Annotated in this window: 18 protein-coding genes; 9 read left to right on the top strand and 9 right to left on the bottom strand. The window is 74.4% G+C overall.

Annotation, left to right across the window (positions count from 1 at the left end):
- Positions 1-7 precede the first annotated feature (7 nt).
- The 4 genes from TEK04_RS18610 to TEK04_RS18625 all read left to right on the top strand — a co-directional run bounded on the left by TEK04_RS18610 (position 8) and on the right by TEK04_RS18625 (position 3,881).
- The gene (locus TEK04_RS18610) at positions 8-496 is read left to right on the top strand and encodes a DUF2231 domain-containing protein (protein ID WP_336405852.1); all 489 of its coding nucleotides are present in this window, start codon (positions 8-10) and stop codon (positions 494-496) included.
- A 70-nt stretch (positions 497-566) separates the two neighbouring features.
- Positions 567-1,289 carry a VIT1/CCC1 transporter family protein gene (locus TEK04_RS18615; protein WP_336405853.1) on the top strand — a complete coding sequence of 241 codons (723 nt, stop codon included), beginning with the start codon at positions 567-569 and terminating at the stop codon, positions 1,287-1,289.
- Positions 1,289-2,632: an FGGY family carbohydrate kinase gene (locus TEK04_RS18620; RefSeq protein ID WP_336405854.1), complete on the top strand. Its 1,344-nt coding sequence runs from the start codon at positions 1,289-1,291 to the stop codon at positions 2,630-2,632. Before TEK04_RS18615 ends, TEK04_RS18620 begins: the two co-directional genes overlap by 1 nt.
- A 385-nt stretch (positions 2,633-3,017) precedes the next feature.
- Positions 3,018-3,881, top strand: coding sequence for a PP2C family protein-serine/threonine phosphatase (locus tag TEK04_RS18625; RefSeq protein WP_336405855.1), 864 nt, complete (start codon positions 3,018-3,020; stop codon positions 3,879-3,881).
- A gap of 54 nt (positions 3,882-3,935) precedes the next feature.
- On the opposite strand, the gene TEK04_RS18630 is transcribed toward TEK04_RS18625, so the two are convergent.
- Positions 3,936-5,687, bottom strand: a complete 1,752-nt coding sequence (locus tag TEK04_RS18630) for a fibronectin type III domain-containing protein (RefSeq protein ID WP_336405856.1) — start codon at positions 5,685-5,687, stop codon at positions 3,936-3,938.
- A gap of 175 nt (positions 5,688-5,862) precedes the next feature.
- Between TEK04_RS18630 and TEK04_RS18635 the strand changes: the two genes are divergently transcribed.
- Positions 5,863-6,360 (top strand): GGDEF domain-containing protein, encoded by a 498-nt coding sequence (locus TEK04_RS18635; RefSeq protein WP_336405857.1) that lies wholly within the window; start codon positions 5,863-5,865, stop codon positions 6,358-6,360.
- Between the two features lie 161 nt (positions 6,361-6,521).
- Here the strand turns inward: TEK04_RS18635 and TEK04_RS18640 are convergent, their stop codons facing one another.
- Together TEK04_RS18640 and speB are read right to left on the bottom strand one after the other, a co-directional pair.
- Positions 6,522-8,408, bottom strand: coding sequence for a primary-amine oxidase (locus TEK04_RS18640; RefSeq protein WP_336405858.1), 1,887 nt, complete (start codon positions 8,406-8,408; stop codon positions 6,522-6,524).
- Entirely contained in the window at positions 8,405-9,415 is a 1,011-nt protein-coding gene (gene speB / locus TEK04_RS18645; RefSeq protein ID WP_336405859.1) for an agmatinase, read from the bottom strand. The genes TEK04_RS18640 and speB overlap by 4 nt, the downstream gene beginning before the upstream one ends.
- A gap of 155 nt (positions 9,416-9,570) precedes the next feature.
- On the opposite strand from speB, the gene TEK04_RS18650 reads away from it, so the two are divergent.
- Both TEK04_RS18650 and TEK04_RS18655 read left to right on the top strand, forming a co-directional pair.
- Entirely contained in the window at positions 9,571-10,941 is a 1,371-nt protein-coding gene (locus TEK04_RS18650) for an NAD-dependent succinate-semialdehyde dehydrogenase (protein ID WP_336405860.1), read from the top strand.
- Between the two features lie 371 nt (positions 10,942-11,312).
- Positions 11,313-11,720: a VOC family protein gene (locus TEK04_RS18655; protein WP_336405861.1), complete on the top strand. Its 408-nt coding sequence runs from the start codon at positions 11,313-11,315 to the stop codon at positions 11,718-11,720.
- Between the two features lie 89 nt (positions 11,721-11,809).
- On the opposite strand, the gene TEK04_RS18660 is transcribed toward TEK04_RS18655, so the two are convergent.
- From TEK04_RS18660 to TEK04_RS18680, 5 genes are all read right to left on the bottom strand, one after another.
- The gene (locus tag TEK04_RS18660) at positions 11,810-12,169 is read right to left on the bottom strand and encodes a PRC-barrel domain-containing protein (protein ID WP_336405862.1); all 360 of its coding nucleotides are present in this window, start codon (positions 12,167-12,169) and stop codon (positions 11,810-11,812) included.
- 102 nt (positions 12,170-12,271) lie between these two features.
- A complete protein-coding gene (locus tag TEK04_RS18665) occupies positions 12,272-12,691 on the bottom strand; it encodes a DUF2237 family protein (protein WP_336405863.1) in 420 nt (139 codons plus the stop codon).
- The gene (locus TEK04_RS18670) at positions 12,688-14,031 is read right to left on the bottom strand and encodes a glucose-6-phosphate dehydrogenase (protein ID WP_336405864.1); all 1,344 of its coding nucleotides are present in this window, start codon (positions 14,029-14,031) and stop codon (positions 12,688-12,690) included. Before TEK04_RS18670 ends, TEK04_RS18665 begins: the two co-directional genes overlap by 4 nt.
- Entirely contained in the window at positions 14,028-15,881 is a 1,854-nt protein-coding gene (locus TEK04_RS18675) for a glycoside hydrolase family 15 protein (protein WP_336405865.1), read from the bottom strand. Before TEK04_RS18675 ends, TEK04_RS18670 begins: the two co-directional genes overlap by 4 nt.
- An 88-nt stretch (positions 15,882-15,969) precedes the next feature.
- A complete protein-coding gene (locus TEK04_RS18680) occupies positions 15,970-16,956 on the bottom strand; it encodes a mechanosensitive ion channel family protein (RefSeq protein ID WP_336405866.1) in 987 nt (328 codons plus the stop codon).
- 130 nt (positions 16,957-17,086) lie between these two features.
- Between TEK04_RS18680 and TEK04_RS18685 the strand changes: the two genes are divergently transcribed.
- Positions 17,087-19,051 (top strand): acetoacetate--CoA ligase, encoded by a 1,965-nt coding sequence (locus TEK04_RS18685; protein WP_336405867.1) that lies wholly within the window; start codon positions 17,087-17,089, stop codon positions 19,049-19,051.
- A 22-nt stretch (positions 19,052-19,073) separates the two neighbouring features.
- Here the strand turns inward: TEK04_RS18685 and TEK04_RS18690 are convergent, their stop codons facing one another.
- Entirely contained in the window at positions 19,074-19,331 is a 258-nt protein-coding gene (locus TEK04_RS18690) for a hypothetical protein (RefSeq protein ID WP_336405868.1), read from the bottom strand.
- Between the two features lie 168 nt (positions 19,332-19,499).
- On the opposite strand from TEK04_RS18690, the gene TEK04_RS18695 reads away from it, so the two are divergent.
- Positions 19,500-20,762: an acyl-CoA dehydrogenase family protein gene (locus tag TEK04_RS18695; RefSeq protein WP_336405869.1), complete on the top strand. Its 1,263-nt coding sequence runs from the start codon at positions 19,500-19,502 to the stop codon at positions 20,760-20,762.
- Positions 20,763-20,813 lie beyond the last annotated feature (51 nt).

Raw genomic sequence — 20,813 nt, forward strand, 5'->3', positions numbered from 1 at the left:
GGACCCCGTGCCCGAGACCGTCTTCGGTCTGCCCGCCCACCCGCTGATCGTGCACGCCACCGTGGTGCTGGTCCCGCTGGGTGCCCTGCTCGTGCTGCTGCATGCCCTCTGGCCCGCCGCCCGCGCGCGGCTGGGCATCGTCACCCCGCTCGTGGCCCTCGTCGGCCTGGTGCTCACCCCGCTGTCGACCGAGAGCGGGGAGAACCTCGAGCGCATGGTCGGCCGCAGCGAGCTGATCGAGGAGCACGCGCACCTGGCCGACGGGCTGCTGCCCTGGATGATCGGCCTGTTCGTGATGGCCGTCGTCGTCCACCTGCTGGGCCGCCGGCCCGCGACCTCGAAGGCGCTGGGCGTCGCGGCTGCGGTGCTCGCCGTCGTCGCCGTCGTCGGGGTCACCCAGCAGGTCGTGCGGATCGGGCACTCCGGCGCCGAGGCCACCTGGTCCGACACCGCCGCCCATGCCCCCACCGACGACCGCGGCGGCGACGAGGGCTGACCCCCTGATCATCGCTGAGCGCAGGCTCGCCTTCGTGGCGGGGCGGGCGGGCACGACCTAGCTTCGCGGCGTGACCACGCAGGAAGCACCCACCCACGAGGGCGAGCCGCACGCCGGCGCCCTGAGCTCACGGCTGAACTGGCTGCGCGCCGGGGTGCTGGGCGCCAACGACGGCATCGTCTCCACCGCCGGACTGGTCGTCGGCGTCGCCGGGGCCACCACCGCCGACGGCCCGGTGCTCACCGCCGGGGTCGCCGGCCTGGTCGCCGGTGCGGTGTCGATGGCCCTGGGCGAGTACGTGTCGGTGAGCAGCCAGCGCGACAGCGAGCAGGCGCTGGTGCGCAAGGAGAAGCGCGAGCTGGCCGAGATGCCCGAGCAGGAGCTCGCCGAGCTGGCCGCCATCTACGAGTCCAAGGGGCTCTCCCCGGCCACCGCCCGCCGGGTGGCCGAGGAGCTCACCGACCACGACGCGCTGGCCGCCCACGTCGAGGCCGAGCTGGGCATCGACCCCGAGGAGCTGACCAACCCCTGGCACGCGGCGGGCGCCTCGGCACTGGCCTTCACGCTCGGCTCGCTGCTCCCGCTGGCCGCCATCCTGCTCGCGCCGACCGCCGTCCGGGTGCCGGTCACGTTCGTGGTCGTGCTGCTGGCGCTGGCCCTCACCGGCGCGGTCAGCGCGCGGCTGGGTGGGTCCAGGGTCGGCGTCGCCGTCGTCCGGCTGGTCGTCGGCGGGGCGCTGGCGATGGCGGTCACCTTCGGCATCGGTGCGCTGGTGGGTGGCGTCGCGGGCTGATGGCCGACCTCCTCCTCGGCGCCGACCTGGGCACCAGCGGGCTCAAGCTGGCCGCGCTCGACACCGACGGCGCGGTCGTCGCCGAGGCGGAGGTCGGCTACCCGCTGGAGACCCCGCAGCCGGGCTGGGCGCAGACACCGGTCGCCGTGTGGCGGTCCGCCCTGGGGGAGGCGCTGGACCACCTCGACCTCGCCGGGCACGCCGTCCGCGGGCTGGGGATCTCGGGCCAGATGCACGGCGCGGTGCTCGTCGACGCCTCGGGCGCCGCGCTGTCCCCGGCCCTGCTGTGGCCCGACCAGCGCGCGACGGCCCAGGTCGAGCGGTGGCGGAGCCTGCCCGACGACGACCGGGCCGCGCTGGCCAACCCGCTCGTGCCGGGCATGACCGGGCCGCTGACCGCCTGGCTCGCCGAGCACGAGCCCGAGCTGGTGGCCCGCGCCGCGGGGGTCCTGCTGCCCAAGGACGCCCTGCGGGCGACCCTCGTGCCCGATGCCGACCCGCTGGTCACCGACCGCAGCGACGCCTCGGCCACCCTGCTGTGGGACGTCCCGGCCGACGACTGGTCCGCGCCGGCCGTCGCGCTCGCCGGGGCGGCGGTGCCCCGGGTGCTGCCGGCGCACCAGGTCGTGGGGACGGCGGTGCTCGGCGCCCTCGGCGAGGTGCCCGTGGTCGTGGGCGGCGCCGACACCCCGTTGGCGCTGCTGGCGACCGGGACGACGGCGGGCCTGCAGGTCAACCTCGGCACCGGCGCCCAGCTGCTGCGACCGGCCGCCGTCCCGGGCCCCGCGCTCGACCCGGTCACGCACCTCTACGCCGACGCCGCCGACGGCTGGTACGCCATGGCCGCGCTGCAGAACGGCGGCCTGGCCTGGGACTGGGTGCGCCGCGTGCTCGGGTTCGGGTGGGACCAGCTCGTCGCGACGCTCGACGGCCCGGACGCCGGGGGCGTGCGGTTCACGCCGTGGCTCACCGGTGAGCGCGGCGGCGTCGCGGGACCCGACGACCGCGCCGCCTGGACCGGGCTGCACGCCGGCACCACCCGCGCCGACCTGGGGCGGGCCGCCCTGGAGGGGGTCGCGGACGCGGTGGCGGCCGGCGCCGACCTGCTGGACCCGGCCGGTGACGCCCCGGTGGTGCTCACCGGGGGAGGCGTCCGCACCCCGGCCGTGCAGCAGCTGCTCGCCGACGCCCTGGGCCGTCCGGTGCAGCACGTGCGGGTGCGCAGCGCCTCGGCCACCGGCGCCGCCCAGCTCGCCGCCCGCGGCGTGGGTCTGGACCTCGTGCCGCAGCGCCGCCTCGGGCCGGTGGTGGAGCCCCGGGTGGCGCTCGGCCCCGGCCGGTGAGGTGGCCGGACATCTCCTACGGTTGCCAGCTGATGGAACGGGCGGCCACCGTCAGGGATGTCCGGCCACCCCGGCGGGCCCGGCGCGAGGGAGATCAGGCGCGGTTGAGGGCCAGGACGCTCAGCAGCTCGTAGGCGGTGTGCGAGGCGGCCACCGCGGTCAGCTCGGCGGGCAGCAGGTGCACGAGACCTTGCTCACCCCGGGTGGCCAGCGCGAACCGCAGGTCATCACCCCCGGCACCGCACCGGCTGAGGTGCTCTGGGTGCTCAGCCCCGCCCCCTGACCACCGCGCCACCACCCCCGAGGGGGTGCTCTCCCGGGCGGGGCCGCTCCCCGGCTGGTCTACTGGCCCCGACGAGCAGGGTGATCACGGACGGGGGTGGGTGTGGCGCTGTCCTTGCTGGCTGCTGCCCGGTCGCACACCGGTCCGCGCCCGGACAACCAGGACTCCGGGCTGGTCTCCCCGTCGCTGGTCGCGGTGGCCGACGGGGTGGGCGGCAACGTGGGCGGCGCGGTCGCCTCGTCCCTGGTCATCAGCTGGCTGGCCCCCCTCGGCCGCGGCCTGGACCCCGGCCAGGCCGACGGCGGCCTGGCCGCGCTGGTCTCGGCGGCCAACGAGCGCATCCGCACCGCCGTCGGCCACCGGCCCCGCCTGGAGGGGATGGCCACGACGCTGTGCGGCATCGGGGTGCAGGCCGACGCCGCCGTCCTCGTCCACATCGGTGACTCCCGGGCCTACCGCTGGCGGGCGCCGGAGCTGGTGCAGCTGACCCGCGACCACACCCTCGTGCAGGCCCTCATCGACGCGGGGTCGATCACCGAGGAGGAGGCGCTGGTGCACCCCCAGCGCTCCGCGGTCTACGCCGCGCTGCACGGCGGCACCGACGACGTCGAGGGCCTGGAGGTCTTGTCGGTCGACGTCGCGCCCGGCGACCGCCTGCTCGTCTGTTCCGACGGGCTCTCCGGTGCGCTCGCGCCGCAGACGCTCGCCGAGCTGCTGGCCACCGCCGAGAACGCCGACCAGGCCGCGGCCACCCTCCTCGGCGCCGCCCTCGCCGCCCCCGCCACCGACAACGTCACCGTGGTGGTCGCCGACGTCCTCGACGACATGGTCGACGGCATCCCGCCCACCCGGTTCCGCACCGTGGGGGCCGCCTCCGGCGCCCGCGACGAGACGGTCGAGGTGCTCGAGGGTCTCTGGCCCGGCCCGGCCACCGGGGCGTTCCGCCCCGTCCCGCCCCCGGCCTGACGCCGACGGCCCCGCCCCCCACGCGAGGGGGACGGGGCCGTCGGGCGTGCTCGGTCAGCGGGTGGTGCTGCGCCTCCGGCCGGCCAGCAGCAGGCCGCCGCCGAGCGCGAGCAGCAGGGCCGCCCCGCCGGCTGCCGCGCCGACCGGCGAGCCGGTGGTCGCCAGTGCAGCAGGAGCACGGTCGTCGCCGATCCGGACCAGCCGGCCGTCGGCGTCGACGCTCAGGGCCAGCGTGGTGCGGACCGCCGACCCGTCCGGCGCGGTGCCGAGCAGGATCAGCTGGTGGTCGCCGGCCTCGACGTCCTGGGGCAGGGTCGCCGGCACCGAGACGGTGCCGTCGGGGCCGACGGTGGCGGTGGCCAGCCGGCGCGGCGTGCTGTGCAGCTCCAGGGTCACGGTGGACCCGGGGAGCAGGCCCACCCCGCGGACGACGACCGGTGCGCCGGCCGCGACGCCGGAGAGCGGGGTGTCCACGCGCAGCGTGAGGTCCAGCGGGGCGACCACGTCGAAGCTGCGGTCGACCGGGGCGGCTGCGAGGTGGTCGGCGTCGCCGTCGACCGACGCGGTGACGGTGCAGGTGCCGGTGGCCGTCGAGCTGACCCGGGTGCCGGAGACCGAGCACGGGCCGGTGGCGGTGAACGCCACCCGCAGGCCCGCCGACGAGGTGGCCCGCAGCTCCTGCGCGGTGCCCGCCGAGGCCGGGCCGGGTTGGGTGAAGGCGATCGTCTGCGGGGCCCCGGTGACCGTCACCGGCACGGTCGTGCTGCTGGCCTGGGTCCCGGTGGTGCCGCCGAAGGCGACGGTGAGCGTGCGCGTGCCGACCTGCGGACGGACGACGACCGAGGCGGTGGTGCCGCTGATCGTGCCGGTGCCGAGCACGGTGCCGCCGTCGCTGACGGTGACCGTGCCCCCGGCGACCGCGGTGCCGCCGGCCGCGACCGTGACCCCGACGGTCACGTCGTCGAACCGGACGGCGGTGGCGGGTGCCGTCGCGGTGGTGGTGCTGGGGGCGGTCGGCACGACGCCGGTCGTGCCCCCGGCGGGCACCTCGGCCGACGGCGCGGAGGCGCCGATGAAGTTGGTGGCCAGCACCCGGAAGCGGTAGGAGCTGCCGTTGACCAGACCCGTCACCGTGGCGGAGCTGCTCGGCGGGGTGCCGGTGACCGTGCGGCAGGGGCTCCAGCTGCCGCCGTCGCGCTGGCACTCGACGGTGTAGGAGCTGATGGGGCTGCCGTGGTCGGCCGGGGCCGTCCAGGACAGGGACGCCGAGGCGTTGCCGATGGTGGCCGTGAGCCCGGTCGGGGCGTCGGGCACCTGGTTGGCGAAGCTGAGGGTGGCGCTGCCGGTGTGCACCGGCCGGTACCCGCCCAGCCCGATGAGGTAGGTCGTGCCCCCGGTCAGGGTGGGGTTCACGAGGGCGTCGAGGTCGTAGCGGTCGTCCTGCTCCTCGACCAGGGTGCCGCCCGTCGTCCACACCTCGAGCGTGTTGTCCCAGCCGGAGGGGTCGATCGAGGTGGCCCGGATGGAGACGACGCCCGTGGCGGCCGGGGTGTAGCTGTACCAGGTGACGTTGTCCCAGTACGGGTGGCTGGCCTCGTCGCGGGAGCCGGTGCTGGACACGCCGACGTTGGTGGCGGTGAAGCTGCCGGGGACGGCGTTCGGGATGGGCACGGGGGAGGCGAAGGAGCCGCCGGCCACCTCCCCGGCGGCGGAGGCGGGAGCGGGGACGGCGAGCAGGGGCACGGCGAGCAGGGGCACGGCGGCCACGAGCAGTGCGGCCAGGCGCAGGCGGCGGGAGATGAGCACCTGCGGACCGTAGGCGGGTATCAAGAACTCGATCGTCCGGCTCGCGGTGACGACTTGCCCATGATCGACTCGGTATCTGGCGACCCGATCCGGTACCGGTCGGGCCCGCGACTGCCGATGGGCGGCGGCTAGGTGTACTGACCAGGACCCCACGACGCGGCCCCGCCTCCCCGCCATGACCTGCCCCGATGGGGTGAACGGGCTGCAGGGCGTGGTCCCGGCGGCCGACGAGGCGGGGGTGACCACCTTGCTCGACCTCGACGCCACCACGTTGCTGCCCACCCGGGTCGCGTTGCTGGACGTGCTCGCGCTCCGTCGCCCCGCCGCGGGCACCGCACCGACGTCCGGCCTGGTCGTGGTGGGCCTCCCGGTCGACGCCGAGCCGGTCGGCGCCGGCGTCCTGGTGGACGCCTGCGCCGGGCTCACCCGCGCCCTGCGGCCGGGGGACTGGCTGGCCCGCAGCGGGCCGGCCGAGTTCGCCGCCGTGGTGGAGGGCGACCTCGTGGCCTCGGCCGGCCGCTTGGTCGCCGCGGTCGGCCGGTCGGCGTCCGCGGGCGTGTTCCCGGTGACCCGCGACCGCCGTCCCGACGACGTCCTGCGGCTGGCCACCCTCGGCCTCACCCTGGCCCGCCTCGACGGCCCCGGCTCCGTCGTCCGCTACCCGGTCGCCTGACCCCACACCGCGCCCCACCCCACCCCCACCCCCACCCCGCTGGATGTCACATCCAGGGGTGACCAGGTGGCCGGACCCCGCTGGATGTCACATGCAGCGGGGGGGGTGCGGGGGGGGTGGGGGGGGGGGGGTGCGGGAGGTGCGGGGTGCCGGGGTCTTCGTCAGTGGCAGTGCGGCTTGCCCGACGCGGACGGCGGCATGCTCAGGGTGGGGTTGCGGTCGAAGAAGCCGGTCGGCTTGAGCTCGAAGCGGACGACGTCCACCGGCATGACCGGCCAGTCCTCGACCCGCGGCACGTGGTGGATGCCGAACACGTGCCAGAGCACCACGTCGGTGGCCTCCACCGAGCGCCCGGCCTTCGTCCACTCCGGTAGGCCGGCGTCCCGCGAGCTCTGGTTGCAGAACTCGCCCGAGGGCCAGCGCTCCTCCGGGTCGAAGGGGCTGACCCACACCGGGTGGGCGACCACCCCGGCCCGCTGCATGAGCGGCGACTCGGGCCCGGCCAGCGCGGGGATCGCCGCGGTGGGCACCAGCTTGTAGGCGGTCGGCGCGCCCCAGGCGTTGCGCCGCGACGCCGAGGTGACCGAGAACCCGCGCTGGGAGGCCCAGTCGAGGTCGAAGCCGCCCTCGGTGGTGATCGGCTGCTTCCGCGGGGTCAGCGCCACGCCGTAGGGGTTGCCCGGGCCGATCGGCGGCACCTCGGTGTGCGACTGGACCACGGTGTTGTCGGGGGTGTCGACCTCCATGTCCAGCCGTGCCACGATGAAGTGCTGGTGGGTGGGGGCGTAGGTGTGGTCGTCGACGACGGTGCCGTGCTCGGGCGGGGTGTCCTCGAACGCCGAGGTCACCATGATGCCGGTGGCCCGGACCTCGCACTCGATCTGGCCGTCGGGGTAGAAGCGCCAGTAGACCAGGTACTCGTAGTTGGCCACGGTGGCGTGGAAGCTGACCACCAGCCGCCGCGAGCGCCGCACCTCGGCGCCGGCGTGCTCGTCGACGTGCTTCCAGAGCACGCCGTCGTCCTCCTCGTGGATGCACACGGCGTTGGTGATCGTGTACGGCTCGCCGTGGCTGTCGTGCAGCACGGCGTCGAGGTAGGTGATCTCGCCGAGGCAGTCGCAGCCCAGCTCCAGCGAGGTGGTCATGAAGCCCAGGCCCCACTCCCCGATGTCGAAGGCGGTGCGGCGGTGGTGGTCCTCGCCGGGGTCGCGGTAGGGCACCACCATCTCGGCGAAGCTCATGCGGTGCGCCACCGACCGGCCGTCGATCGACACCCGGTGCAGCACCAGGCCCTCGCGGTGGTTGAAGCCGATGCGCATCGACCAGTCCAGCCAGCGCAGCTCGTTGCCCTCCATCGACAGCGAGACGCCCTCGGGCTGGGTGAGCTCGAAGGGCTTCACGTCGGTGCGCTCGACCAGCCCGGGCACCAGCGACGGCACGTACTCGCCCATCGCGCCGGTCGGTGCCTCGACCCGGAACGTGTCCTCGATGTCCAGCAGCTCCATCGTGTTCAGGTCGACCACGTGGTGCAGACCGTTGACCGGGTGGGCGTAGGGGTTGCCGTTCGGCGTCTCGCGCACCCAGACGTCGGTCCAGCCCACCCGGCGGCCCAGGAACTGCTCGGGGATGAGCGAGTGCCCGTACGCCCACGTGTCGATGAGCACGAGGTCGAGGTCGGTGATGCCGCGCTCGGCCAGCGAAGCGACGACCTGGGGGTTCTTGATCAGCTCGACGTGCGCCTCGTGCCACTCGTCGACGGTCATGTTCGGCTGCTCGCCGGGCACCGCCGTCCACTCCAGGACCGTGTCGTCGGTCAGCGAGACCACGGCCTTGTAGGCGGAGTTCGTCGCGCGGTCGAAGCAGGTGACCCGGGCTTCGCGGGGCAGCGGGTCGCCCGCCGTCCAGGTGCGGACGACGTCCTTGGCCGGCTCGCGCAGCTCGATGCAGGCGAACCGCCAGCCGCCACCGACCCCCTTCTCCCGGCGCAGGATCGCCGCGGCGGCCCGGAACTCGTCGGCGGACAGCGGGTCGAGCGGGTGTGCGGTCACGGCAGGTTCCGATCTGCGAGCAGGGGGAGCGAGGGGTCGAAGGGGACGCCGGAGCGCTTGCGCGCGATGGCGGACAGCGCCTCGAGCACGACGCGGTTGGCCAGGGCGGCGGTGATGTCGGCGTGGTCGTAGGGCGGGGAGACCTCGACGACGTCGATGCCCACCACCGGCAGCTCCAGGCAGATGCGGCGCACCGAGTCCAGCAGCTCGCGGGCGGTGAGGCCGCCCGGTTCGGGTGTGCCGGTGCCCGGTGCGTGCCCGGGGTCGCACACGTCGATGTCGACGGAGAGGAAGACGCCGTCGCACTCGTCGGTGGCGATCGCGAACGCCTCGGTGAGGCAGGTCTGCAGCCCGCGGTGGCCGATCTCGGTCATCTCGTAGGAGCGCATGCGCTGGGCGGCCATCCAGTCCAGCGTCTCCGGCGGCGGCCAGTAACCGCGCAGCCCGATCTGCAGGAACCGGTCGCCGCGCAGCGCGCCGCTCTCGATCAGCCGGCGCATCGGCTGGCCGTGGCCCCACAGGGAGCCGAACTCGATGTCGCCGGTGTCGGCGTGCGCGTCGAAGTGGATCATCGACACCCGGCCGTGGCCCAGGACGTCGGCCACCCCGCCGGCGTCGGGGAACGCGATGGAGTGGTCGCCGCCCAGGACGACCGGGATCGCCCCGGCCCGGACGACGTCGGCCACCGCCGCGCGCAGCGCCGGCAGCGCGGTCTCGATGTCGCCGGAGTACATCTCGACGTCGCCGGCGTCGAGCACCCGCAGGTCGCGCAGGCCGTCGGTGCGCAGCGCCAGCGAGGGCCGGGAGCCGTCGTGCGGCAGGTAGTCGGTCATCCGGATCGCCTGCGGCCCGAACCGCGTGCCCGGCCGGTGCGACGTCCCGCCGTCGAAGGGTGCGCCCAGGACCACCACGTCGGCACCGGCCATGGACGCGGGGTCGGTGTGGTCGCAGCGGTCGACGCCCAGGTAGGTGATGTCCGGGCCGAACTGCGGGCCGTAGCGGGCCATCGTCCCCCCTCGTCCACGACGGAAACCGTCGATTCGATGTGCTACGGCGACGTTATCCGTTGCCGACGACGACGTCGAGACGCGTGGCCCTTCCGTCGTCCGCCAGGCATGATCGCAGCGCGAGCACGTGTCGTCCGCCGATGGGAGCCCCCAGCATGACCGAGTACGCCGTCGTCGACCCCGCCACCGGCGAGACCGTGGCCAGCTACCCCACCGCCACCGACGAGCAGGTCGAGGCGGCGATCACCGCGGCCACGGCCGCCCACCGGGGCTGGTCGCGCAGCTCGTCGGCGACCGAGCGGGGGGAGCTGGTGCGCCGGGTCGCCCAGCTGCACCGCGAGCGCAAGGCCGAGCTGGCTGCCCTCATCGTGCGCGAGATGGGCAAGACCATCACCGCCGCCGAGGGCGAGGTCGACTTCGCCGCCGACATCTACGAGTACTACGCCGACAACGCCGAGCGGATCACCGCCGACCAGCCGATCGACCTGGTCGAGGGCTCGCAGGGCACCGCGGTCATCCGGCGGGCCTCGCTGGGCCCGCTGCTGGGCGTCATGCCGTGGAACTTCCCCTACTACCAGGTGGCCCGCTTCGCCGGACCCAACCTGGTGGTCGGCAACACGATCATCCTCAAGCACGCCCCGCAGTGCCCCGAGTCCGCGGCCGCCATCGAGCAGGTGTTCCTCGACGCCGGGTTCCCGGAGGGGGCCTACGTCAACGTCTACGCCAGCAACGACCAGGCGGCGGCGATCATCGGCGACCCACGGGTGCAGGGCGTCTCGCTCACCGGTTCCGAGCGGGCCGGCACCGCGGTGGCCGAGGTCGCCGGCAAGCACCTGAAGAAGGTGGCCCTGGAGCTGGGCGGGTCCGACCCGTTCCTCCTGCTGTCCACCGACGACCTCGACGGCGCGGTCTCCGCCGCGGTCGAGGCGCGGATGGACAACAGCGGCCAGTCCTGCAACGCGGCCAAGCGGTTCGTCGTGCACGCCGACCTGTACCAGGACTTCCTCGCCGGTGTCGTCGAGAAGATGACCGCCATCCGGCCGGCCGACCCCACCCAGGCCGACACCGAGCTCGGGCCGCTGTCCTCGCTGCGGGCCGCCGAGGTGCTCGAGCAGCAGGTGCAGCGCGCGGTGGCGGCCGGGGCCACCCTGGTCGCCGGCGGGAAGCGGGAGGGCGCGTTCTTCGAGCCCACCGTCCTCACCGACGTCACCGCGGACAACCCGGCCTACGGCGAGGAGTTCTTCGGTCCGGTCGCGGTCGTCTACTCGGTGCCCGACGAGGACGCCGCCGTGGAGCTGGCCAACGACACCGGGTTCGGGCTGGGCTCGTACGTGTTCACCACCGACCCCGAGCAGGGCGAGCGGGTGGCCAACCGCATCGAGGCCGGCATGGTCTACGTCAACCTGGTGCTCGCCGACTCCCCGGAGCTGCCCTTCGGCGGCATCAAGCGCAGCGGCACCTCCCGCGAGATGGGCCTGCTGGCCGCCGAGGAGTTCGTGAACAAGAAGCTCGTGCGGATCGCCTGACGCTGGGCGACCGCATCACCGGATCCCGCGCTCGGGTCCGGCCGCGCACCGGCGTACCGGCCCGCAGGTGCGCGCCCAGGCGGCCGGCGGCGTCGCCGGCTCACGTCGGGGAGCGCAGTGCCGGAGCAGCTGCGCGCTCAGACGGGTCACCTTCCCGGGTGCCCCGCGTGGGCGCGCAGCCATGGGGCTGCGCGCCCGGGTACCCCCGCCGGCGCGCAGCCATGGGGCTGCGCGCCCGGGTACGCCCGCCGGCGTGCCGCCGCCGCTGTCGACGCCGGGACAGGGCGCGGCGCCGATGACTTCCGGGGCGGCCCGCGGTCAGAGGGGGGACGGGGCCGGAAGGGCCGGCCCGATGACCCGAGGGAGCTGCCGTGCGCACGATCTTCGTCAACCTGCCGGTGTCCGACATCGACGCGGCCACGGCCTTCTACGCGGGGCTGGGCCTCGAGCAGGACCTGAGGTTCTCCGACGACAGCACCGCGTCGTTCGCGCTGGCCGAGAACATCGTGGCGATGGTCATGACCCGGGAGAAGTTCGCCGGGTTCCTGCCTGCGGGCGCCACGGCCGGGGACCCCGAGCAGCAGGTGTCGGTGATGAACGCGTTCTCGGCCGCCAGTCGCGAGGAGTGCGATGACCTGCTCGCCAAGGCCGTCGCGCACGGTGGCCGGCAGTTCGGCGAGCCGGTGGACCACGGCTTCATGTACGGCACGAGCTTCACCGACCCCAGCGGCAACGTCTGGGAAGCGGCGTGGCTGGACCCGTCAGCCCTGGAGAGCTGACCCCCCAGATCACGACGATCACGGACCCCCGGTCACCCGGTCGCGGCGTGTCCCGCGCACAGGTCCGTGATCGTCGAGGGGGTTGGTGCTCAGCGGCGGGCGAGCTGGCGCTCGCCGTTGGCGCCGGTGGAGTAGGGCATCTGGTAGTGCGCGAAGACCTTCGGCTCGTCGGCGGCGGTCAGCTCGCCGTCGGTGTCGATGCTCGGCGCGGCCTTCGCCAGGTCGCGGCCGTAGTTGACCCGCACCTCGCGCGGGCCGACCGTGGCGTCCTGGAGCGGGACGAACACGATCGACTTCCCGCCGATGAGCCCGCCGACCTCGACCCCGATGAACGAGGGTTCGTCGTTGACGACGTCGACGTAGATCGACTCGAGGGTGCCGATCTTGTGGCCCTCGGGGTCGACGACGTTCTCGCCGCGCCAGTCGCGGATGTTGCCAGCGGGGATCATGCGGTTCCTCCGTGCTCGGTGGCCCCTGGTCTGGAGCCGGTCGAGGCGGAGATGCCCCGGGAGGGTCGTGCGCAACCATCCCGACCCGGGTCGCCCACGTCCTCAGGCGGGCGGGGACTCCCCCCACCCCGACAGGTCGTCGGGCACGTCGACGGCCTGCGCGCGCAGCATCTCCAGCGGCACCACCTCCAACGCCTTGACGTTGGTGGCCGCGAGCACCACCCCGGCCGGGGCGCCGGCCTCGAAGGCCTGCCGCCAGCGGACGGCGACCACGCACCAGCGGTCTCCAGGGTTCAGCCCGGCGAACCCGAACTCGGGGCGGGGCGTGGTGAGGTCGTTGCCCAGCCCGGCCTGCAGGGCGAGGAACTCCGCGGACACCACCGTGCACACGGTGTGGCTGCCGATGTCCTCGCTGCCGGTGCAGCAGTGGCCGTCGCGGTAGAACCCGGTGACCGGGTCGTGGCCGCACTCCTCCAGGGGACCGCCCAGCACGTTGCGCTCACCGGACACGTACGGGCTCATGCCGGCCCGTCCGAGCCGGCCGCGTACTCGGCCAGCGGCACCTCGTCGGCAGCCCAGGCGTCGAGCACCGGCTGCACGATGCGCCAGCCCTCCTCGGCCTCGACGTCGGAGATCGACAGCGTCGGGTCGCCGGCCAGCATCTCGCGCAGCAGCAGGCCGTAGGCGGGCAGGTCCTGCGGCGGCGAGGTGGCCCGCAGCACCTCGCGCTCGAGTTCGAAAGGTTCACCGGCGCCGTTGAGGTTGATGCCCAGCGCGATGCCGTCCGGGGACAGCTGCAGCCGCAGGACGTCGGGCTCGGGCTGCTCGTCGGCGAACGCCAGGTGCGGCACGGGCTTGAACCGCACCACGATCTCCTTACGCCGGGTGCCCAGCGCCTTGCCGGTGCGCAGCCGGAACGGCACCCCGCTCCAGCGCCAGTTCTCCACCGTCACGGTGAACTCGGCGTAGGTCTCGGTCCCCCGGGACGGGTCGACGCCGTCCTCGTCGGCGTAGGCCGGCAGCTCGCGGTCGCCGATCCGCCCGGCGGTGTACCGGCCGCGCACGCTGCGCCCGGGGTGGGAGCGCACCGCCCGCAGCACGTCGGCCTTGCGGGCCTGCAGGGTCGCGGCGTCCAGGGCCTGAGGCGGCTCCATCGCGACGACGGCCAGCAGCTGCAGCAGGTGGTTCTGCAGCATGTCGCGCAGGGCGCCCGCGGTGTCGTAGTAGCCGGCCCGGCCCTCCAGCCCGAGGTCCTCGTCGAACACGATGTCCACCCCGTCGACGTGCTGGGCGTTCCACACCGGCTCGAAGATCCGGTTGGCGAAGCGCAACCCCAGGACGTTGAGCACGGTCTGCTTGGCCAGGAAGTGGTCGATCCGGAAGACGCCCTCCTCCGGCACCAGGTCGTGCAGCACCTCGTTGAGCTCGCGGGCGTCCTCGATCCCCGTGCCGAAGGGCTTCTCCACCACCACCCGCGCGCCCGCGGGCAGGCCGACCTCGCGCAGCGCGGTGAGCGCGGGCAGGAAGACGGTGTTGGGCAGCGCCAGGTAGACCACCGGGACGCCGTCCACCCGCGCCAGCGCCGTCCGCAGGTCCGCGGGCTCGGTGACGTCGCCGGGCTGGTGGCCCAGCTGGGCGACCACCCGCTCGCGGGCGTCCTCGGCGAGGTCGGCGGCGTGCGCGGTCAGCCGCTGCCGCGCCCAGTCCCGGTAGGCATCGTCGTCCCAGTCCCGCTGGCTGACCGCGAGCACCTCGACGTCGCCGTCGAGGACCCCCCGCTCGTACAGCTCGGCGAGGGAGGGCAGCAGCAGCCGCCCGGTGAGGTCGCCGGAGCCACCGAGGACGACGAACGAACGCTTCACGGGCGGCCTGCTTCTGCGCGTCGGGCCTGCGCCAGCTTCCACCCCGACGCGATGACGCCGAGGTGGCTGAACGCCTGCGGGAAGTTGCCCAGGAACGAGCCGTCCCGGGGGTCGATCTCCTCGCTGAGCAGGCCGAGCGGGGTGGCCCGGGCGCACAGCGAGTCGTACAGCGCCTCGGCCTCGTCGAGGCGGCCCTGCCCGGTGAGGTTGTCCACCAGCCAGAAGCTGCACAGCAGGAATGCGCCCTCGTCGCCGGGCAGGCCGTCGTCGGACTCGCTGTGCAGGTAGCGGTACAGCAGGCCGTCACCGGCGTCGAGGTGCTCGCGCACCCGCTCGACCGTGGCGACCATGCGGGGGTCGTCGAAGGGCACCACCCCGCGGAGCGGCAGGGCCAGCAGCGACCCGTCGAGCCCGCCGCGGTTGGGCTCCCCCTCCGCGGCCATGTGCTCGGTGAACGAACCGCGCCCCTCGTCCCAGGACCGCTCCAGCACCGCCGCCCGGATCTCGCGCGCGGCGGCCTCCCAGCGCTCGCGGGGGTGGTCCAGGCCGCAGCGGTCGGCGATGCGCAGCGCACGGTCGACGGCGACCTGGCACATCGCCACCGAGTAGGTGAAGGGTCGACCTGCGCTGCGGATCTCCCAGATGCCCTGGTCGGGGGTCCGCCAGCTGTCGATGGCCTGCTCGGCGAGGGCCGAGAGCGCCGTCCAGAGGTGGGGGTCGACCGAACCGCCGTCGGAGGTCCACTGGTGGGCGACGTCCATCAGCTCGCCGTACACGTCGTGCTGGGTCTGCCCGGCGGCGCCGTTGCCCCAGCGCACGGGGGCCGAGCCTCGCCAACCGCGCAGGGCCGGGTCCTCCCACTCCTCCGGCGGCTGGCCGCCGTCCAGGGCGTACATGATCTTCGGGCCACCGTCGCGCTCGGCGTTGGTGAGGGTCCACGCCAGGAAGGAGTCGGCCTCGGTGGTGAGCCCGATGCGGCGCAGCGCGTACACGCTGAACGCGGCGTCGCGGACCCAGGTGTAGCGGTAGTCCCAGTTGCGCACCCCGCCGACGTCCTCGGGCAGCGACGAGGTGGCCGCGGCCATGATCGCGCCGGTGGCGGCGTGGTCGAGCAGCTTGAGGGTGATCGCCGACCGGCGCACCAACCGGCGCTGCGGGCCCTCGTACCGGATGCGGCCGGCCCAGGACCGCCAGGCGGTGGCGGTCTGGTGCACCAGGGCGGCCGGGTCCTGCCGGTCCTGCAGCCGGGTGTTGCCCGACCAGTGCAGCGCCACGGTCAGCGGGTCACCGGCCCGCAGGGTGGCGGTGCCGCCGATCGACCCGTCGTCGAGGACCGCCAGCGGGTGCGAGGACCACAGGGTGAGCCGCAGGTCGGGGCGGGCCGGCCAGGAGATCGCCCAGCCGCCGCCCTCCTCGCGCACCTGGACGTCGTCACGGGGCCGCAGGCGCACGGTCAGCTCGGCGGTGCCGCTGACCACCCGGGCCAGTCGCAGCAGCTCCGAGCGGCCGGCGGGCACCAGCTCGGTGAGGTCGGCGCCCGCGCGCAGGGTCAGGCAGTCGGTGATCTCGACGACGCCGTCGGGGCCGTGCAGCTCGGTGAGCAGGACGCCGGTGTCGTCGAGGTAGCGCTGGTCGGCCCCCTGCACGCCCGTGAGCGCGATCGAGAACCCACCGCCGCGCTCGTGGTCGAGGATGCCGGCCAGGAAGGGCGGGGAGTCGAAGTCGGGCAGGCACAGCCACGGGATCGAGCCGTCGCGGGCGACCAGCGCGCAGGTGGCGCCGTCCCCGATCAGGCCGTGGTCCTCGATGGGCAGCTGACCGCGGTCTCGGGTCAGCGGGCGGGTCGGCACAGGTGTCTCCTCGGTGTCGGCTCGTCGGTGGCCCCTGCCCTGCCCCTGCGGAGCGGTCGCCAACCCCGGGGCGGTCCGCGGCCCCGGCTCAGGGACGTCCGGTGCCCTCGGGGGCGACGATGCGCACCGGCGGCAGCGAGCTGACCGCGTAGCTGGTCGGGGCGACCTCGATGCCGGCGTCGTCCAGGCCCGCCAGCACCTCGCGGCTGATCGCGTCCTTGATGTCGCGCACGCCGCGGTGGGGCACCAGGAAGCGGAGGGTGAGCTCCAGCCAGGTCTCGGTGAGCCGCCAGTACACCGCCGGGTCCAGGGTCGCCTCGGCCATCGCGTAGCGCTGGCGCATGCGCCCCAGGGCCGCCTCCGCGGCCGGGTCGCCGACCACGGCGTGCGCCCGTGCCGCACCCAGCAGGACCTCCTCCACCCGGGCCCGGTCGGCGGTGTAGGCGATCGGCAGCACGATCTCCTCCCAGAGGTAGGGGAAGTCGCGCGTGTAGTTGTAGACCGGTTCGGAGAACACCGCCCCGTTGGTGACCGTGACCAACCGGCCCGTGTACTGCCGGCTGTGCACCCACACGGCCGGGTCGGCACCCGCCACGGCGGGCGGCTGGCCCATCTCCATGATCGTGGTCTTGAGGAAACCGAGGCGCACCACGTCGCCGCGTACCCCGCCCAGGGTGATCCGGTCACCCACGCCGAAGGTGTCCCCGCGCAGGATGACGAAGTAGGCGGCCAGTGACAGCACCACCTGCTGCAGCGCGAAGGCCAACCCCGCGGTGATGAGCCCGACGCCGGTGGTGATGTCGCTGTCGGGGGTCACCCAGATCGACACGACGCCCAGCAGCAGCACCACGGCGACCACCACCTGGATGCCCTGCCGGACCCAGAACCGTCGGGGGTCGCCGACCTCGCCGCCCAGCGTGCGCCGGGCCACCAGCAGCGCCAGCGCCCGCAGCACCAGGACCACGAGCAGCAGGCCCAGGGTGAACAGCACCTTCACCCCGGTGGTGGTGCTGACGCCGACCAGGGTCACCCCGAAGACCTCGACCGCGCCGGCGGCCAGCACGGACGTCGTCACAGCGGGCGGTGCGGGATCGGGTGCACAGGGTCTCCGTCCGGGTCGCTCAGGTGGTCCCCGAAGTCTCACCTGCCGGGACCGGCCGCGCCGGGCGGGACGGCGGCTGGCCGGTTCTGGCAGGGTGCGGGGGGTGACGCTGTGGTCGCCGACACCTGAGTCCATCGCCGCCTCCCAGCTGGGCCGGTTCGCCGCCTGGGTGGACGAGCGACGGGGGCTTCCGCTCGGCCAGGACTACGACGCGGTCTGGCGCTGGTCGACCGAGCACCTGGACCAGTTCTGGGCCGACGTCGCCACCTGGTTCGACGTGTTCGACGCCCCGGTCGCCGACGACGAGGTGCTCGGGTCGCGAGCCATGCCGGGGGCCGAGTGGTTCCCCGGCCGGACGACGAACCTCGCCCGCCTGGCGCTGCGGCACGCCACCGACGAGCGGCCGGCGATCGTGTCGGTGCGCGAGACCGCCGACGGCCTGTCGGCCCCCGAGGAGCTGTCCTGGGCGTCGTTGCGCGGGCAGGTGGGCGCGTTCGCGGCGACGCTGCGCCGGCTCGGGGTGCAGCGCGGCGACCGGGTCGCCGGGTACCTGCCCAACGTGCCCGAGGCCGTCGTCGCCTTCCTCGGCTGCGCGTCGATCGGCGCCGTCTGGTCGGCCTGCGCGCCCGACTTCGGCCCCCGTGCGGTGCTCGACCGGTTCGCCCAGATCGAACCGGTGGTGCTGGTCGCCGTCGACGGCTACCGGTTCGGCGGCCGCGAGCACGACCGCCAGGACGTCGTCGCGCAGCTGCGGGAGTCCCTGCCCACGGTGCGGACGACGATCGCGCTGCCCCGCCTGCACGCCGAGGTGCCGGCCGGCGCGCTGCCCTGGGCGGACGCGGTGGCCGACGTCCAGGCACCGGTGTTCGAGGAGCTGCCCGTCGACCACCCGCTGTGGATCGTCTACAGCTCGGGCACCACCGGCCTGCCCAAGGGCATCGTGCACGGGCACGGCGGGGTGGCGGTCGAGCAGCTCAAGCAGGGTGGCCTGCACCTGGACGTCGGCCCCGGCGACCGCTTCTCCTGGTACGCCTCGACCGCCTGGATCATGTGGAACATCGCGGCCTGCTCGCTGCTGACCGGGGCGACCCTGGTGGTGCACGACGGAGCCCCGGGCTGGCCCTCCCTCGACGCGCAGTTCGCCGTCGCCGCGGCGTGCGGCACCACCTACCTGGGCACCAGCGCCGGGTACCTGACCGCGTGCGAGAAGGCCGGCCTGCGTCCCGGCGACGCCCACGACCTGTCCGCGCTGCGGGGCATCGGGTCGACCGGGTCACCGCTGCCGGCCTCGACGTTCGAGTGGGTCTACGACGCGGTCAAGCCCGACGTGTTCCTCGGTTCGCTGTCCGGGGGCACCGACGTGGCCACCGGGTTCATCGGCTCGTCGCTGCTGCTGCCGGTGGTGGCCGGTGAGCTGCAGCGGCCGATGCTCGGGGTGGCCGCCGCCTCGTGGGACGAGGACGGCCACCCGGTGGTGGGCGAGCTCGGCGAGCTGGTGGTCACCGAGCCCATGCCGACGATGCCCCTGTACTTCTGGGCCGACGCCGACGGCTCGCGCTACCGGGAGGCCTACTTCGAGCCCTGGCCCGGGGTGTGGCGGCACGGCGACTGGCTGGAGATCACCCCCACCGGCAGCTGCCTCATCACCGGTCGTTCGGACTCCACGCTCAACCGCGGCGGCGTCCGCATGGGGACGGCGGACCTCTACGCCGCGGTCGAGAGCATCCCGGCGATCGCCGACTGCGTGGTGCTCGGCGTCGAGCAGCGCGACGGCAGCTACTGGATGCCGCTGTTCGTGCAGCTGGCGCCCGGGTTCGAGCTCACCGACGCGCTGGTCGCCGAGATCCGCGAGGCCGTGCGCCGCGAGGCCAGCCCGCGGCACGTGCCCGACGAGGTGGTCGTCGTCCCCGGCGTGCCGCACACCCGCACCGGCAAGCGCCTGGAGGTGCCGCTCAAGCGTCTGTTCCAGGGCGTCCCGCCCGAGAAGGCGCTCAACCTGGGCGCCGTGGACGACGCCGAGGTGGTGCAGCACTACGTCGCGCTGGCCGCCGAGCGCGGCCCGCGCTGACGCGGGCCCGGATGGGCGCAGGTCACGCGCGGGCGACCACGACGTGCCCGTTGATCCCGAAGGCCAGCTCGACGAGGTCCTCGAGCAACCGGAGGAGGTCGAGACCGGCCGGCTGGTCGGGCAGGACGGCGATGTCCAGGTCGCGTGCGGTCCCGGGGTGGTGGACGGCGCTGCCGAACACGGTCATCACCCGGACCCCGTGCCGCGCGCAGACCGCGTCGAGCCGCCCGTCGGCCGCAGCGGCGCGCAGCGCGCTCACTCCCTCGGCGACGGCGGTCACCTGTCCATGGCGACGCCCGTCTGCTGTCCGGTCCGACACCTGACGGCCGCGGAGCGCGGTCGCGGGGTGCTGGCCGGCGGGGTGTGATCTCGGCCAGTGCGGGTGCCGCGACTGTTACCCGCCGGTAACTTGGCACCGACCCCGCCCGACGACGTGCAGGAGCCCGCTGTGACCGCGACCGACGAGACCACCACCGGCACCGTCGAGATGGAGCCCCGCCGGCCCGACCTGCTGCCGCCGTGGCACACCCCCGAGCGCGAGGCGCTGCAGCTGCAGGCGCGGGCGTTCGCGATGGACGAGGTGCTGCCGGTCGCGAACGAGCTCGACCCGCAGAAGGGCGAGATCCCGCAGCGCATCCTGGAGCGGCTCGGCGAGCTCGGGTACTTCGGCATCACCGTGGACCAGGAGCACGGCGGCCTCGGGCTGGGCGTCTTCGAGTACTGCATGGTCAGCGAGGAGCTGGCCCGCGCCTGGATGAGCGTGGCCTCGATCCTCGCCCGCTCGCAGGGCATGGGCACCTCGGTCGCCGACCCCGACCGGCGGGCGGCGTTGCTGCGCAGGTCCGCGGGGGGCTCGTGGATCGGGGCCGTCGCGCTGAGCGAGCCCGACGCCGGCTCCGACCTCGCGAACGTGCAGACCCGCGCCGTCCGCGACGGCGACGAGTGGGTCATCACCGGGCACAAGCGCTGGTGCGGCAACGCCCAGGCCGCCGACTTCATCCAGGTGCTGGTGCGGGTGGCCGACCCCGAGCCGGGGGAGTCGCGGTCACGCGGGCTGCGCAACGTGCTGCTGGCCAAGGAGCGCGGTTCGTTCCCGCCCGGCCTGAGCGGCTACCCCATCGACAAGGTCGGCTACCACGGCTTCCTGACCTGGGACCTCACCTTCGACGGCGTCCGCATCCCCGCCGACGACCTGATCGTCGAGGTCGGCGGGGACTCCGGGGACGGCGACGGCGGTGGGCGCGCCGGGTTCGCCGAGGCGCAGAAGTTCCTCAACACCGCCCGCGTGCACACCGCGGCCCGTGCGGTCGGGCTGGCCCGGGCCGCGGTGGAGGACACCACCACCTACCTGCAGGAGCGCGAGCAGTTCGGCCACCCGATCGGTGACTTCCAGGCGCTGCGGTTCGCCCTCGCCGAGATGGCCGCCCAGGTCGAGGAGTCGCGGGCGTTCTACCGGCAGGTGGCGCACCTGCTCGACGTCGGCGTGCCGTGCGAGCGCGAGGCGGCGATGGTGAAGCTGCAGGCCACCGAGATGGCGGTGCGGGTGACCAACCAGGCCATGCAGCTGCACGGCGGCAACGGCTACACCACCGAGCGGCAGGTCGAGCGGCACTGGCGCGACGCCCGGCTGACCACGATCTTCGAGGGCACCAGCGAGATCCAGAAGCGGATCATCAGCGACCGGATGCTCCCGCGCTCCCCGCTGACCTGACGAGACCCGGCCCGGCCTGGCTCGGCGTGGATCAGCTGGGTTGATCCAACT

Origin of the sequence: Klenkia sesuvii (genome assembly GCF_037083825.1) — a bacterium.
GTDB lineage: Bacteria > Actinomycetota > Actinomycetes > Mycobacteriales > Geodermatophilaceae > Klenkia > Klenkia sesuvii.